Origin of the sequence: Streptomyces sp. TRM68367, from assembly GCF_014495685.1 — a bacterium.
Classification (GTDB): Bacteria; Actinomycetota; Actinomycetes; order Streptomycetales; family Streptomycetaceae; genus Streptomyces.
In genome coordinates this window covers 28,353-42,515 of record NZ_JACTVI010000073.1, presented here as the reverse complement: position 1 = coordinate 42,515, position 14,163 = coordinate 28,353, and the positions used below count along the sequence as shown (strand labels likewise).

Annotated in this window: 11 protein-coding genes and 2 pseudogenes; 10 read left to right on the top strand and 3 right to left on the bottom strand. The window is 72.2% G+C overall.

Annotated features, from left to right (window positions below):
• Positions 1–233 precede the first annotated feature (233 nt).
• From H8R17_RS33000 to H8R17_RS32975, 6 genes and pseudogenes are all read left to right on the top strand, one after another.
• Positions 234–752 carry a sensor histidine kinase gene (locus H8R17_RS33000; protein WP_187826888.1) on the top strand — a complete coding sequence of 173 codons (519 nt, stop codon included), beginning with the start codon at positions 234–236 and terminating at the stop codon, positions 750–752.
• On the top strand, positions 740–1,387 hold the full coding sequence (locus H8R17_RS32995; RefSeq protein ID WP_187826892.1) for a response regulator: 648 nt from the start codon (positions 740–742) through the stop codon (positions 1,385–1,387). Before H8R17_RS33000 ends, H8R17_RS32995 begins: the two co-directional genes overlap by 13 nt.
• Positions 1,388–1,466: 79 nt before the next feature.
• A pseudogene (locus tag H8R17_RS32990) lies at positions 1,467–1,775 on the top strand (SDR family NAD(P)-dependent oxidoreductase); the annotation flags it as partial.
• A 191-nt stretch (positions 1,776–1,966) separates the two neighbouring features.
• Positions 1,967–2,278: pseudogene (locus H8R17_RS32985) on the top strand (aromatic amino acid lyase); the annotation flags it as partial.
• Positions 2,279–2,355: 77 nt separating this feature from the next.
• Positions 2,356–3,198 (top strand): MurR/RpiR family transcriptional regulator, encoded by an 843-nt coding sequence (locus H8R17_RS32980; protein WP_187826887.1) that lies wholly within the window; start codon positions 2,356–2,358, stop codon positions 3,196–3,198.
• Between the two features lie 121 nt (positions 3,199–3,319).
• On the top strand, positions 3,320–3,901 hold the full coding sequence (locus H8R17_RS32975) for a hypothetical protein (protein WP_187826886.1): 582 nt from the start codon (positions 3,320–3,322) through the stop codon (positions 3,899–3,901).
• A gap of 100 nt (positions 3,902–4,001) precedes the next feature.
• Here H8R17_RS32975 and H8R17_RS32970 read toward each other — a convergent pair whose 3' ends face one another.
• Positions 4,002–5,423 carry a diaminopimelate decarboxylase gene (locus H8R17_RS32970; protein WP_187826885.1) on the bottom strand — a complete coding sequence of 474 codons (1,422 nt, stop codon included), beginning with the start codon at positions 5,421–5,423 and terminating at the stop codon, positions 4,002–4,004.
• A gap of 127 nt (positions 5,424–5,550) precedes the next feature.
• On the opposite strand from H8R17_RS32970, the gene hutU reads away from it, so the two are divergent.
• From hutU to hutI, 4 genes are all read left to right on the top strand, one after another.
• Positions 5,551–7,269, top strand: coding sequence for a urocanate hydratase (hutU, locus tag H8R17_RS32965; protein WP_187826884.1), 1,719 nt, complete (start codon positions 5,551–5,553; stop codon positions 7,267–7,269).
• Positions 7,270–7,484: 215 nt separating this feature from the next.
• Positions 7,485–8,687, top strand: coding sequence for an allantoate amidohydrolase (locus tag H8R17_RS32960; RefSeq protein WP_187826883.1), 1,203 nt, complete (start codon positions 7,485–7,487; stop codon positions 8,685–8,687).
• A complete protein-coding gene (locus H8R17_RS32955; RefSeq protein WP_187826882.1) occupies positions 8,684–10,021 on the top strand; it encodes a formimidoylglutamate deiminase in 1,338 nt (445 codons plus the stop codon). The genes H8R17_RS32960 and H8R17_RS32955 overlap by 4 nt, the downstream gene beginning before the upstream one ends.
• Positions 10,018–11,223 (top strand): imidazolonepropionase, encoded by a 1,206-nt coding sequence (gene hutI / locus H8R17_RS32950; RefSeq protein ID WP_262505677.1) that lies wholly within the window; start codon positions 10,018–10,020, stop codon positions 11,221–11,223. Before H8R17_RS32955 ends, hutI begins: the two co-directional genes overlap by 4 nt.
• On the opposite strand, the gene H8R17_RS32945 is transcribed toward hutI, so the two are convergent.
• The gene (locus tag H8R17_RS32945; protein ID WP_187826881.1) at positions 11,224–12,771 is read right to left on the bottom strand and encodes an RICIN domain-containing protein; all 1,548 of its coding nucleotides are present in this window, start codon (positions 12,769–12,771) and stop codon (positions 11,224–11,226) included.
• A 388-nt stretch (positions 12,772–13,159) separates the two neighbouring features.
• Positions 13,160–14,065, bottom strand: a complete 906-nt coding sequence (locus H8R17_RS32940) for an RNA polymerase sigma factor SigF (protein WP_187826880.1) — start codon at positions 14,063–14,065, stop codon at positions 13,160–13,162.
• Positions 14,066–14,163: the final 98 nt, after the last annotated feature.

The window sequence follows — 14,163 nt, the reverse complement described above, 5'->3', positions numbered from 1 at the left end:
GTCTCCCCATACCACAACAACGAGGACCAAGGCCCGAAGCCACGGCTTGTTTCCCGGCAAGCCCTAACTACACGGCATTGGGACTAGCGCTCCACGGGGCGCTCCTTCCTCACGGTAGGCGGGGCGCAGCCCTGAGGAACGCGTGCAATGACTCGACCGGCTCGGCGCTTCGACCGGGCGGTGAACGGGACGAATGACGTAGACCCGGGTCGAATCCGCGGGGCTACGATGCTGTGACCGGCCACGAGGCGCCCCCTGCCCGCTCACCACCGACTCGTTCAAGCATCCGGCTGCTGTGCGGAGCGGAGCTGGACGCCGTCGAACCGGACCTGGCCGAGGACATGTACCGGATCGTCGCGGAGGCCATCCACAACGTGGTCAAGCACGCGGAGGCCACCAGCGTCACCATCCGCCTCGGCGTACGCGACCACACCCTGACCGCGAGCGTCCAGGACGACGGTCGCGGGCTCGCGGCATCCGGCGGGCGCGGGCCCGGGCCGGAAGGGGAGGACAGCCGGACGACCGGCCCGGCCTGGGGCCACGGCTACGGACTGACGACCATGCGGGAAAGGGCGGAGCGATGGGGCGGCACCATGAGGATCAGATACGGGAAGAGCGGTGCGGCCGTATGGGTCGTCATACCCCTCCCCGTACGGGTACCGGAGTCGCCTCCCGCGGACTCGGAGTCCCGGAGCGCCCCGACGGCGGTCCCGCTCCGGGAGACGGCGGACCCCGCCCGATCCGGGTCCTGATCGTCGACGACCACGCCGTCGTACGCCGGGGCATCCGCGCCTACCTCAAGGTCCTGGACGACATGGAGGTGGCCGCTGAGGCCACCGACGGTGAGGAGGCGCTCACCAGACTGGACGCGATGGCCGCGCATCGGGAACTGCCGGACGTGGTGCTGATCGACCTGCTCATGCCCAGGATGGACGGGGCGACTGCGATCGGAGTGATCAAGCAGCGCCACCCCGGTCTCCGGGTCGTGGTGCTCACCAGCTTCGGCGAGATGGAACGCGTCCACGCCGCGCTCGCGCAGGGAGCCGCCGGCTACCTGCTCAAGGACGCCGAGGCGGGTGAGGTGGTCGCCGCGATCCGCGCGGCCGCCCGGGGCGAGGTGTTCCTGGACCCCGCGGTCGCCAGGGGGCTCACCCAGGAGATCGTCTCGCCACCGACCGGGCTCGCCTCGCTCACCGGCCGGGAACGTGACGTCCTCGTCCTCGTCGCCGAGGGGCGGTCGAACCAGCAGATCGCCGACGAGCTGGTGATCAGCGAGCGCACCGCCCGCACCCACGTGAGCAACGTGCTGCGCAAACTCCGGCTCACCTCCCGGACCCAGGCCGCGCTGTTCGCGGTGCGGCAAGGGCTGGTGCCGCCGAGGGGCTGACGGCCCGGCCGGCTGACTGCCGTGCCGACCGCGACGGATGTCCCGGACCGACCGGGACACAGGTCGGCGGCAGATGCCGCTCGATGCCGAGGTGGCCGCGGAAACGGTCGGTCTGATCACGGACGCGGGCGGAGCGGCCGTCGCCCATGTCGGCGCGGTCGGCGGTTCCGAGTTCGCCGACGCGCTGGTGCGGCGTGCGGCCGACGAGTTCGGCCGGCTGGACGTGATGATCACCAACGCCGGGGCGCTGCGCGACAGGCCCCTGCGCAACACCACCGACGACGACTTCGACCTCGTCGTCACCAGCCATCTGCGCGGTACGTTCACCTGCGGCCGCGCGGCGGCGGCCCGCTTCCGTGAACAGGGCGAGGGCGGCGGCTCCGTGGTGACCCAGGTCAACAACGACTGGTCGGGACTGTGCTCTTCGGAGAACCCGGCCGCACCCGTCAGGCACGTCCGGTAGCCGCCCCAATACTGTGTCTGAACAGGTTGTCAACGCTCCGGTGCTGATCCGAGTGACGGATGACCGGACGGCAAGGTCCGGTGTCCGCGTTTGAGGGGAGTTCGAGCGCGATGTCGTCTCAGTCCTGCAACGCCGCGCACGGCATCGCCGCGACCGGCCGCGTCTACGGCCGCTCCACCGGCGCCGGCGCCAACGGGGAGGAACTGCCGGCCCGGGAAGCGCGCGCCATGCTCGCCGCACGGGCGAACCAGGTGCCGGCCGGGGGCGCGGGGCTGCGGCCCGGTGTCGTGACCGCCCTGTGCGAGGCGCTGGAGAGCGGGGCATATCCGGTCGTCCACGAGTTCGGGCCGGTCGGCACCGGGGACATCGCGGCGCTGATGAGCAACAACACCCTCACCCTCGGCCAGTCCGCGCTCGCCCCGCACGAACCCGCCCACACCCGCCGCGTGACGGCGGCGGCACGATTGCTCGACCGGTTCACGGACATCTGGAGAGGGAGTACGGCATGAGCGTGAGCGACAGCCCGGCCGCCCGGCTGCAGGCGCTCTTCGAGGGGCACCGGCTCACGCCGACCCAGCGGCGCATCGCGCACAGCATGGTCCGGCGCGCCGCCGACGTGCCGTTCCTGTCCAGCGTGGAGCTCGCCGAACTGGCCGGGGTCAGCCAGCCGTCCGTGACCCGCTTCGCCGTCGCCCTCGGCTTCGACGGCTACCCGGCCCTGCGCCGGCACCTGCGCGAGGTCGCTCCCGCGGAACCGGCGGCCGAGGCGGGCTCGTACAACGAGTACCAGCAGGCCGTCGAGGCCGAGATCGAGAATCTCAGGCACCTCGCGGAGGTACTGGCCGATCCGCAGCACGTGGAGAAGGCGGGGCGGCTGCTCGCGAGGAGCCGTCCGCTCCCGGTCCTCGGCCTGCGCGCGGCCGCCGCTCAGGCGTACGGCTTCGCGTACTTCGCCGCCAAGGTCCACCCGGACGTACGGCTCCTCGGCGAGGGCGGCAGCATGCTGCACGACCGCATCGACGCCGCCGTGCACGCCGGCGCGAGGTCCCTGCTGTGCTTCGCGCTGCCCCGGCACCCCCGCGAAGTCGTCGACACGCTCGCCTACGCCAGGGAGGCCGGGCTGACCGTCGTCACCGTCGCCGACTCCGCGTTCGCGCCCGTCGCCAAGGTGTCCGACCTGCTGCTGCCCGCCGCCGTCGGCACGGGCCTCGCCTTCGACACGGCCTGCGCGCCGATGCTGCTGGGCCGGGTCCTGCTGGAGGCGATGTGCGACGACCTGCCGGACGCGCAGGCCCGCCTGGAGGAGTTCGACGCGAAGGCGGCGGCCCGGGGCCTGTTCGTGGAGTGATGTGGGGACGGGGCGCGGTGCGTCCGGCGTTCTCAGACTCGTCTCAGCTTGCCTTACTACCGTGCGTCTCCTATAAGACACCCTTCAGAGGCATTGCAGACCTTGAGGCGGGAGGCTGAACGTGGCACGCGGTGGACAGGGGTTGGCTCGGGTGGCCGTCGTCGTACGGGCCGGTGCGGCACCGCTGTGGTGGCTGGGCGTGTTCGCGGCGGGTATCGGTGTGCTGATGCCGGGACTGACCGGGCGCCGGATCGGCGTGCTGGCCGGGGCGGCGCTGTTCGTCGTCGGCGCGGTGGTCGTGGCGTACGCGCGGCGCAGACGGTACGTCGCGCTGTCCCGGTCGGTGGCCCGGGCCGGCAAGCACGATGTGCTTCAGGACCGGGCGGTGAGTGTCCGCAACTGGCGGCGGGGGCATAGGTGGTGGCTGCTGCTGGCGTTTCTGGCGGCGCTGGGCAGTGCGGTTGCCTTGCCGGCGGCGGGCGGGATGCTGATGGCTGGGGCCGGGGTTGGGTTGTGGCTCAAGGCGGCGTGGATCGGGCGGCTGGAGCGGGCCGAGGAGGAGCTGCTGTGGGTGCGTGTGGACTGGTTGCGATCGGGGGGCCGGCCGGTGGGTAAGGCGGTCAAGGGGTATCGCAGTACCGGGATCTCTGCGGGGGATGCGGCGCCGGGGGGTAAGCGGCGGAAGAGTGCGGCGTTGGTTTGAGGCTACGCGCCGTGGGGGTTTCGGTCGTTGCCGGGTGAGTGCACGTTGTGGCCTGTCGCGCCCACGCGGCGGAGCCGCGTATCGATACAGCCCCGCCCCTTCAGGGGCGTTGCAGTTCCGTGAGAGCAGAGGCTTGGGCTCCGCCTGACTCGGCGACTATCTCCTCCAGCCTCTGTGGTTCCCGCACCATCGCGAACGTGACAGATCCCGTCCCGTCGGAGGCGAAGCCGTAAACGCCGGGTCGGGCGAGGGAGTTGTAGCCGTAGTGGTGGGCGAAGTAGTACGCGCCCGTGTCCAGGGCCGCCACATAGTCGCCCTGCTCCACCAGCGGCAGCGCTCGCCTCTCCGCCAGCAGGTCGCCCGCGAAGCAGGCCGGCCCTGCCACGTCCTGGACCACGGGCGGGCCCTCCTTCGGGCGGCCCTTCGCTCCGTACACGGCGATCCGGAGCGGCCAGCTCGCCGGTGCGTACACCGTGCGCGTCGCCACCTGGACGCCCGCGTGGGTCACCGCTACCGGGCGGCCGCCGGAGGTCTTCGCGTACTCGACCCGGGCCACCACCGTCCCGTGCTTGGCCAGCAGTGACCGTCCGAACTCGGTGACCAGCCCGTACCGCCCGTCGAACAGCCCCGGCACGGCCTCCCGCAGCATGCGCGCGTACTGCGCGTATGTGGGCGTCGTCGCGTCCGACGCGAAGTTCACCGGCAGCCCGCCGCCGATGTCGACCGTGTCGATCTGACGGCGCCCCGCCCGCCCGTTGATTTCCTCGGCCAGCGCGTACGTCTCCGCCACGCCCCGCACCAGCAGCGACAGTGGGACGCCCTGCGACCCGGTGTGCGCGTGCAGCCGGGTCAGCCACGGCCGGTCCAGATACGCCCGTACGACCCACTCCCGCGCGCCCTCGTCCCGCAGTGCCACCCCGAACTTCGAGGTCGCGGTGGCCGTGGACGTGGCCTCGATGGAACCGCCGCCGACCTGTGGGTTCACCCGGATCCCGAGCGGAGAGCGGCTGACCGCGGACCCCATTAGGGCGTCGATACGGTCCAGCTCCTGCGGATTGTCCGCGTTGACCGCGATCCCGAGCGCCAGCGCCTCCCGCAGCTCGGCCGGCGTCTTGGCCGGCGAGTCCAGCACCGTCCGCTCCACCGGCACCCCCGCCGCCCGCGCCAGGGCCAGCTCCCCGGGGCTCGCCACCTCCGCGCCGATGCCCTCGTCGCGCAGCAGCCGCAGCACCGGCACCAGCGGGGTCGCCTTCACCGCGAAGGCGTGCAGCGCCGGCGTGCCGGGCTCCGTCACCGCGTCGAACGCCGCGCGCAGCTCCACCGCCGACTCCCGGATGCCGGTGACGTCGAGCAGCCCCACGATGGGGGTGCCGGGCCCCAGCAGCCCCTGCTCCACGGCCGCCCGCACCGCCTCGTCCCGCCGGGCCGCCCGCCCGGCACCGGGGTAGCTCACGTCCCCGTCGTAGCCGATGTCCACACCGAACCCCCGTCGTGTCGTCGTCCTCGCGTCCCGGACCCGCATTCAGCCAAACAGTCCGTGTCCTACCCACGCTGGCACATCATCGTATTGACTAGTTTTATTCATCGAGTAAGGATGTGAATATCCGCAGCAATAACTCGCCGGGAGCCAGCCCACCAGGAGGCAGACGATGTCAGGACCCCGCCCGCCCGTCTCCCGCCACCACCCTCAACCGAGGCCCTCCGGGCCGCCCTCTGGTCTTGTCCGAGCGCCGCGCGGCACGGAACCGAGCGCCCTGGGATGGCAGCAGGAAGCCGCCCTGCGGATGCTGCAGAACAACCTCGACCCCGACGTCGCCGAGCACCCCGACAAGCTCGTCGTGTACGGCGGCACCGGCAAGGCGGCCCGCGACTGGCGGTCGTTCGACGCGATGGTGCGGACGCTGAAGACCCTTAAGGCCGACGAGACGATGCTCGTGCAGTCCGGCCGCCCCGTCGGCGTCATGCAGACCCACGAGTGGGCCCCCCGCGTCCTGATCGCCAACTCCAACCTCGTCGGCGACTGGGCGAACTGGGAGGAGTTCCGCCGCCTGGAGGCCCTCGGCCTGACCATGTACGGCCAGATGACCGCCGGCTCCTGGATCTACATCGGCACCCAGGGCATCCTCCAGGGCACATACGAGACCTTCGCCGCCGTCGCCGCGAAGAAGTTCGGCGGCTCCCTCGCTGGGACCATCACACTGACCGCCGGGCTCGGCGGCATGGGCGGCGCCCAGCCGCTCGCCGTCACCATGAACGACGGCGTCGCGATCTGCATCGACTGCGACCCGCGCGCGATCGAGCGCCGCATCGAGCACCGGTATCTCGACGTGCGCGCCGACTCCCTCGACCACGCCCTCCAGCTGGCCGTGGAGGCTCGGGACGCCCGCCGGCCGCTGTCCATCGGCGTGCTCGGCAACGCCGCGGAGCTGGTCCCGCAGCTGCTGGCCATGGGCGCACCCATCGACGTCGTCACCGACCAGACCTCCGCCCACGACCCGCTGGCGTACCTGCCACTGGGCGTGGAGTTCGAGGACATGGCCTCCTACGCCGCGAAGGACCCGGCCGGGTTCACCACGCGTGCGCGTGAGTCCATGGCCCGGCACGTCGAGGCGATGGTCGGCTTCATGGACGCCGGCGCGGAGGTCTTCGACTACGGCAACTCCATCCGCGGGGAGGCCCAACTCGACGGCTACGAGCGGGCGTTCGCCTTCCCCGGCTTCGTCCCCGCCTACATCCGGCCCCTCTTCTGCGAGGGCAAGGGCCCCTTCCGCTGGGCGGCCCTGTCCGGCGACCCCGCCGACATCGCGAGGACGGACCGGGCGGTTCTGGAGCTGTTCCCCGAGAACGCGTCCCTGGCCCGCTGGATCCGCATGGCCGGAGAGCGGGTGCACTTCCAGGGGCTGCCCGCCCGGATCTGCTGGCTCGGCTATGGCGAGCGGGACAAGGCCGGTGAGCGGTTCAACGACATGGTGGCGAGCGGTGAGCTGTCCGCGCCGGTCGTCATCGGGCGCGACCACCTCGACTGCGGGTCCGTCGCCTCTCCGTACCGGGAGACCGAGGCCATGCTCGACGGCTCCGACGCGATCGCCGACTGGCCGTTGCTGAACGCCATGGTGAACGTCGCGTCCGGGGCGTCCTGGGTGTCCATTCACCATGGCGGTGGGGTGGGGATGGGGCGGTCCATCCATGCCGGACAGGTGACGGTGGCCGACGGTACGAAGATCGGCGGCGAGAAGATCCGCCGGGTGCTGACGAACGACCCGGGGATGGGCGTCATCCGTCACGTGGACGCCGGGTACGACATCGCCGAGTCGGTGGCGGCCGAGCGGGGCGTGCGTGTCCCGATGCGTGAGGGGGACGACGCGTGAGCGAAGCGAGCGGCAACCGTCCGGTGCAGGCCGGCGCTTCGTCGCCGTCCCCGGGTCCGGTCGTGCCCACCCTCCCCCATTGCCTTGAGGGCCCGGGAGGTGCCCCCATCGCCCTGCGGAACGACTGCCCACGGCCTGTACGGCCGGAAAGGACTGAGGCGTCCAACGGCCCTTCCCGCAAGGAAAAGTCGCCCAACGCGCCCTCCTTCCAGGAGATGTGGCGCGAGCTGAACCCCATCGGGCGGCACCCCGGCTCGCACGGCTACCGCCGGTTTGCGTGGACCGGTGCCGACGCCGAATGCCGGGCCTGGTTCCAGGTGCAGGCCGAGGGGCGGGGGCTGCGGTACGAGGTGGACCGGAACGGCAACCAGTGGGCCTGGCTGGGGGACCCGGTTGCCGGGGACGCCGTCGTCACCGGGTCGCATCTGGACTCGGTGCCGGACGGGGGTGCCTTCGACGGGCCCCTCGGCGTCGTGTCCGCCTTCGCCGCCCTGGACGAACTGCGCGCGAGCGGAGCGCAGTTCGCCAAGCCGGTCGGCATCGTCAACTTCGGGGACGAGGAGGGCGCCCGGTTCGGGCTCGCCTGCGTCGGGTCGCGGCTGGCCGCCGGGCAGCTCACCGTCGAGCAGGCGCACCGGCTCACCGACGGCAACGGGGTCACGCTCCCGCAGGCCATGGCCGCCGCCGGTTACGACCCGGACGCCATCGGGCCGGACCCGGAGCGGCTCGCCCGCATCGGCGCCTTCGTCGAGCTGCACGTCGAGCAGGGCCGCGCCCTCGACCTCACCGGGGACGCCGTCGGCATCGCCAGCGCCATCTGGCCGCACGGACGCTGGCGGTTCGACTTCCGCGGTGAGGCCAACCACGCTGGCACCACGCGGCTCACCGACCGGCGCGACCCGATGCTGCCGTACGCCGAGACCGTGCTCGCCGCCCGCCGCGAGGCCCGGCTCGCCGGTGCCGTCGCGACCTTCGGCAAGATCGCCGTCGAGCCGAACGGCGTCAACGCCATCCCGTCCCTGGTACGCGGCTGGCTCGACTCCCGCGCGCCCGGGCAGGACACCCTCGACACCGTGATCGACGGCATCGAGACGGCCGCACGCGCGTATGCGCAGGAACACGGTGTCGACCTCGACGTCGTCCGCGAGTCGTTCACGCCCGTCGTCGAGTTCGACCACGCCCTGCGCGACGAACTCGCCCGCATCCTCGGCAAGGACACCGGCCTCACCGTGCCCGTCCTCGGCACCGGTGCGGGACACGACGCCGGGATTCTCTCCGGGAGCGTCCCGACCGCCATGCTGTTCGTGCGCAACCCCACGGGCGTCTCGCACTCCCCGGCCGAGTCCGCCACCGAGGACGACTGCGTGGCCGGGGCGCTCGCCCTCGCCGACGTACTGGAAGGACTGGCGTGCAGGTGACACCGAGGACCTGCTGGCTGGAGCACGCCTGGCTCGGCACGCACGTCGAGCCGGGAGTCCTCCTGGAGATCGCCGACGGCCGTGTCGCCGCCGTCCACACGGACACGCCCACACCGCCACCCGGCGCCGAGATTCTGCGCGGGCTCACGATCCCCGGGCTCGCCAACGCCCACAGCCACGCCTTCCACCGTGCCCTGCGCGGCACCGTCCAGGTCGGTTCCGGCACCTTCTGGACCTGGCGCGAGGTCATGTACTCCGTCGCCGGCCGGCTGACCCCGGAGACGTACCACGACCTCGCCCGCGCCGTGTACGCCGAGATGGCCCTCGCCGGCATCACGACGGTCGGCGAGTTCCACTACGTGCACCACGCCCCCGGCGGCGCCCCCTACGCCGACCCCAACGCCATGGGCGAGGCGCTCATCGCGGCCGCCGCCGAAGCCGGTGTCCGCATCACCCTCCTCGACACCGCCTACCTCTCCGCCGGCTTCGGACAGCCGCCAGGCGCCCACCAGCTCCGCTTCTCCGACGGGACGGCGCAGGCCTGGGCCGAACGCTGTTCAGTTCTCAAGGACCGGGATCACGCACGGATCGGGGCGGCGATCCACTCCGTACGGGCCGTGCCCGCCGGCCAGCTCGCCACGGTCGCCCGGTGGGCCGGGGAGCGGCGGGCCCCGCTGCATGTGCACCTGTCCGAGCAGACCGCCGAGAACGACGCCTGCCGGGCAGCGCACGGGTGCACGCCCACCCGCCTCCTCGCCGACCACGGCGTGCTCGGGCCGCGCACCACCGGCGTCCACCACACGCACCTCACGGACGAGGACATCGCCCTGATCGGCGGCAGCGGCACCGGCACCTGCATGTGCCCGACCACCGAGCGGGACCTCGCCGACGGCATCGGACCCGCCCTCGCCCTCCAGCACGCGGGCTCCCCGCTCTCCTTCGGCTCCGACAGCCACGCCGTGATCGACCTGCTCGAAGAGGCCCGCGCGATGGAACTCGACGAGCGCCTGCGCACCCGCACCCGCGGTCACTGGACCGCCGCCGCCCTGCTGCGCGCCGCCACCGCCGACGGCCACGCCGCCCTCGCCTGGCCGGACGCGGGCACCATCGAGGCCGGCGCGCTCGCCGACCTCACGACGATCGCGCTCGACTCGGTCAGAACGGCGGGGCCGCCGCCACGGCTCGGCGCCGAGACGGCCGTATTCGCCGCGACGGCAGCGGACGTACGGCACACGATCGTGGGAGGGCGGCACGTCGTACGCGACGGGGCGCACACGCTCGTACCCGATGTGCCGCAGGCACTGACGGAAGCCGTCCGGGCCCTGCGCCGATGACGACCGCCCCTGCCACCCACGAGGACGCCATGAGCAGCACCGTCATCACCAACATCGCCACGCTGGTCACCAACGACCCCTCCCTCGGTGACGGATCCCCCCTCGGCCTGGTCCAGGACGCGGCCGTCGTCATCGACGGCGACCGCGTCGCGTGGACCGGTGAATCAAGCAAAGCACCCGCCACTGACAATCGGGTCGACGCGGGCGGCCGGGCGGTCCTGCCCGGCTTCGTCGACTCCCACTCCCACCTGGTCTTCGCGGGCGACCGCACCGCCGAGTTCAACGCCCGCATGTCCGGCCGGGCCTACAGCGCGGGCGGCATCCGCACGACGGTCGCCGCGACCCGGGCCGCGACGGACGCCGAGCTCGAAGCCAACCTCACCCGGTACCTCGCCGAGGCGCTCCACCAGGGCACCACGACGATGGAGACGAAGTCCGGCTACGGCCTCACAGCCGAGGACGAGTCCCGCGCCCTGCGCATCGCCGCCCAGCACACCGACGAGGTCACGTACCTCGGCGCCCACATCGTCGCTCCCGAGCACGCCGGCGACCCCGCCGCCTACGTCGCCCTCGTCACCGGCGAGATGCTCGACGCGTGCGCCCCGTACGCCCGTTGGGTCGACGTCTTCTGCGAGAAGGGCGCCTTCGACGGCGACCAGGCCCGCGCGATCCTCACCGCCGGCAAGGCCAGGGGCCTGCACCCCCGCGTCCACGCCAACCAGCTCACCCACGGCCCCGGCGTCCAGCTCGCCGTGGAACTCGACGCGGCCAGCGCCGACCACTGCACCCATCTCACGGACCAGGACGTGGACGCCCTGGCCAACAGCCGTACCGTCGCCACGCTCCTGCCCGGCGCCGAGTTCTCCACCCGCGCCCAGTGGCCGAACGCGCGCCGCCTCCTCGACGCCGGCGCGACCGTCGCCCTGTCCACCGACTGCAACCCGGGCTCGTCGTTCACGTCGTCCGTGCCGTTCTGCATCGCCCTCGCCGTACGGGACATGCACATGACCCCCGACGAGGCCGTCTGGTCGGCCACGGCGGGCGGCGCGGCAGCCCTCCGCCGCGACGACATCGGCCGCCTCACCCCGGGCGCGTCCGCCGACCTGACCCTCCTGGACGCCCCGAGCCACGTCCACCTGGCCTATCGACCCGGGGTTCCGCTGGTCAGCGGGGTGTGGCGGCGAGGACTGCGGGTCGTCTGATCAGGAGGCCCCGGCCCGCCACCGCTGGTCCCCCCGCCCCGCCTCGCGCACCAGGGACAGCGAGTCGCCCTCGCTCGCAGTCACCGCGCGGTCCGTGGCGATGCCCGGGCGGATCACTCCGCTGGAGTCCACCGCGAACCTCAGGTTCCGGCCGTTGGGCCCGTCCACCGCGTCGCACTCCCAGATGCCGATGCCCAGGTCCACGGAGCCGCGGCTGTCCAGGCAGTAGCCGGGGTCGGCGTACGACTGCAGCACGCCCCGTGCGGAGTCGACCCGCCACCGTTGGTCACGGGAGGACGTGCAGGCGGCCGTGACCACGTCCCTGCCGTTCTCCGGGGCGCCGTCGATGTCCAGGCACCGGCCCGAAGTGAGGTTGACCACCTGGGCGTAGGCGGCGCCCGGCGGCTGGTACGCAGGTGCGGTGGGCGTGAGCGTGGGGGTGGGCTTTGGTCGCGGTGTCCGAGGAGAGGGCGAACTCGGCGACGGCGACGGGGATTTGCTCGTCGCCGAAGGGGAGGGCGTGGGAGTGGGGGACGGGGTGACGGCCGGGATCGTCACCCTCACCGGCGGTGTGCTCGCCGGGGCCGCCGTGTGCTGGGACGGCGAACCGCCCTGCGACAGCAGGAAGACCAGTAGCGGCGCCAGCGCCACCCCGAGGGCCGCGGAGGCCAGGACGAAGCGGCGGGACGGCGGCCAAGTGACCGCCACCGCACGGGCGTTGCGGCGCGGTTCGCCCACCGCCGCGCCCGCCGACACGTACGCCGTGCCCGCCCACGGCAGCAGACCCTCCGCCAGGGCCGTGCGCGGGGAGTCCCGCAGGGCGCACAGTTCCTCGTGGGCCGCCGAGCAGCGGGCGCACTGCGCCATGTGGACGCGCAGGTCGGCGCTGTCCCGGGGGTTGCCGGGCCGTGCCGACTCCTCGATGAGCCGGCGGAAGTCACCGCAGCGGGGTTCGTCGGAGGCGGCGAGGCGGGCGCGCAGGCAGGCCTGGGCCAGGCACTGGAGCGCGGCGCCGGTGCCGTAGGCCACGTCGTCGCGGGTGAGGCCGAGCAGGGTGGCCGTGTGGTCCGCCGGCACCCCCTCCACGAGGCCGTACCAGACGAGGCCCTGGGTGCGGTACGGCAGGGTCCGGAAGGCCGCGAGCAGGGGCGGTACCGGGCCGCCGGGGCCCGCCGCGTTCAGGACGAGGAGCAGACCGGGGTCGAGGCCCGTGGCCCGCTCGTCCGCGGCCCACTGCTCGGCCACCCGGCCGACCAGCAGCAGGAGGTGGTGCCGCAGCGGGCCGTCGGCATCGGAGCCGCGGGCCGCCTCACGGGCGGCGAACGTGACGGTCTGCGCGGCCAGTTGCCGGGCCACGGAATCGCTCACCGTGCACTGGCGGGCGTAGGCGAGCACCGACGGGCCGTGCCGCCCCCGGAGTTCGCGCAGCGCCGATTGCGTGGCGGAGGTGTCGGCACGCAGCAACTCGGCCAGCCGCGCGTCGGACGCACCGGCGAGCACCCCGCCCACGCCGCCGGCGTCGTCGTCGGTCCCGTCGGCCCGAGCCATCCACCTGCCTCCTCGCACCCCGCTGCATCCATGCCGCAGCCCTGACGGACCGTCCGGTATGGGAGTGCCCCATAGTGGTGGAACGGGCACCGTGAGAAAAGAGGTTTCCGCGAGTAATCAAACAGTGCCCTGGCAAACGAAACCGCGCCCGGCGCCCGATGGACGCCCTGCGCCCGGAGGGCACTCGGCGTCGACGGGGCGCCGGGCGCGAACCCGGCCGACGGTCAACGGTCCGTCTGTTCGTAATACCCGGGATACCCGGGATACCCGGGATACCCGGGATACCCGGGATACCCGGGATACCCGGGATACCCGGGATACCCGGGATACCCGGGATACCCGCCATACCTGTGATGTCCGCAATACCTGCACAGGCCGTGAGCGACCGTCACTCCTCGAGTGTCAACCCCTTGCGCAACCGCACCAACGTCCGTGACAGCAACCGCGACACATGCATCTGAGAGATGCCCAGTTCGTCACCGATCTCCGACTGGGTCATGTTGGCGACGAACCGGAGGGAGAGGATCTTCCGGTCCCGATGCGGGAGTTCGGCGATCAGCGGCTTCAACGACTCGACGTACTCGATGCCTTCGAGCCCGTGGTCCTCGTACCCGATCCGGTCCGCGAGCGCGCCCTCGGCGTCGTCCTCCTCGGGCTGGGCGTCCAGCGACGACGCCGTGTAGGCGTTCGACGCCGCCATGCCCTCGACGACCTCGTCGTTGGAGAGTCCGAGCCGCTCGGCCAGTTCGTTCACCGTCGGTGCGCGGTCGAGCTTCTGGGCCAGTTCGTCGCCGGCCTTCGCCAGGTCGAGCCGGAGTTCCTGAAGGCGGCGCGGGACGCGCACGGACCACGAGGTGTCGCGGAAGAAGCGCTTGATCTCGCCGACGATGGTCGGCATCGCGAATGTGGGGAACTCGACGCCGCGCGAGAGTTCGAAACGGTCGATCGCCTTGATCAGGCCGATCGTGCCGACCTGGATGATGTCCTCCATCGGCTCGCTGCGCGAGCGGAAGCGGGAGGCGGCGAACTTGACCAGCGCGAGGTTGAGTTCGACGAGCGTGTTCCGGACGTACGAATACTCGTGGGTGCCTTCCTCCAGTGATTCGAGCCGCTCGAAGAGGGTCTTGGACAGGGCTCGTGCGTCTACCGGCCCCACCTCGTCGTACGGGGGGATCTCCGGTAGTCCGGCGAGTATGTCGTCCTGCTCGATGGGATCCAGATGTTCCGGAGGGGGTGTCGACGTCGCCTTGTGGGTACGCGATGCGTCGAGCCGGGGTGACATGATGTCCTCCATCGTTCACGGCATATGGCTGCCGAAGCCAATTACGTGCACTGCGGTGTGCGGCGCCTCCAAAGCCGGCCGTGTCGGTTACGTGTCCTTACTAGCCCTAC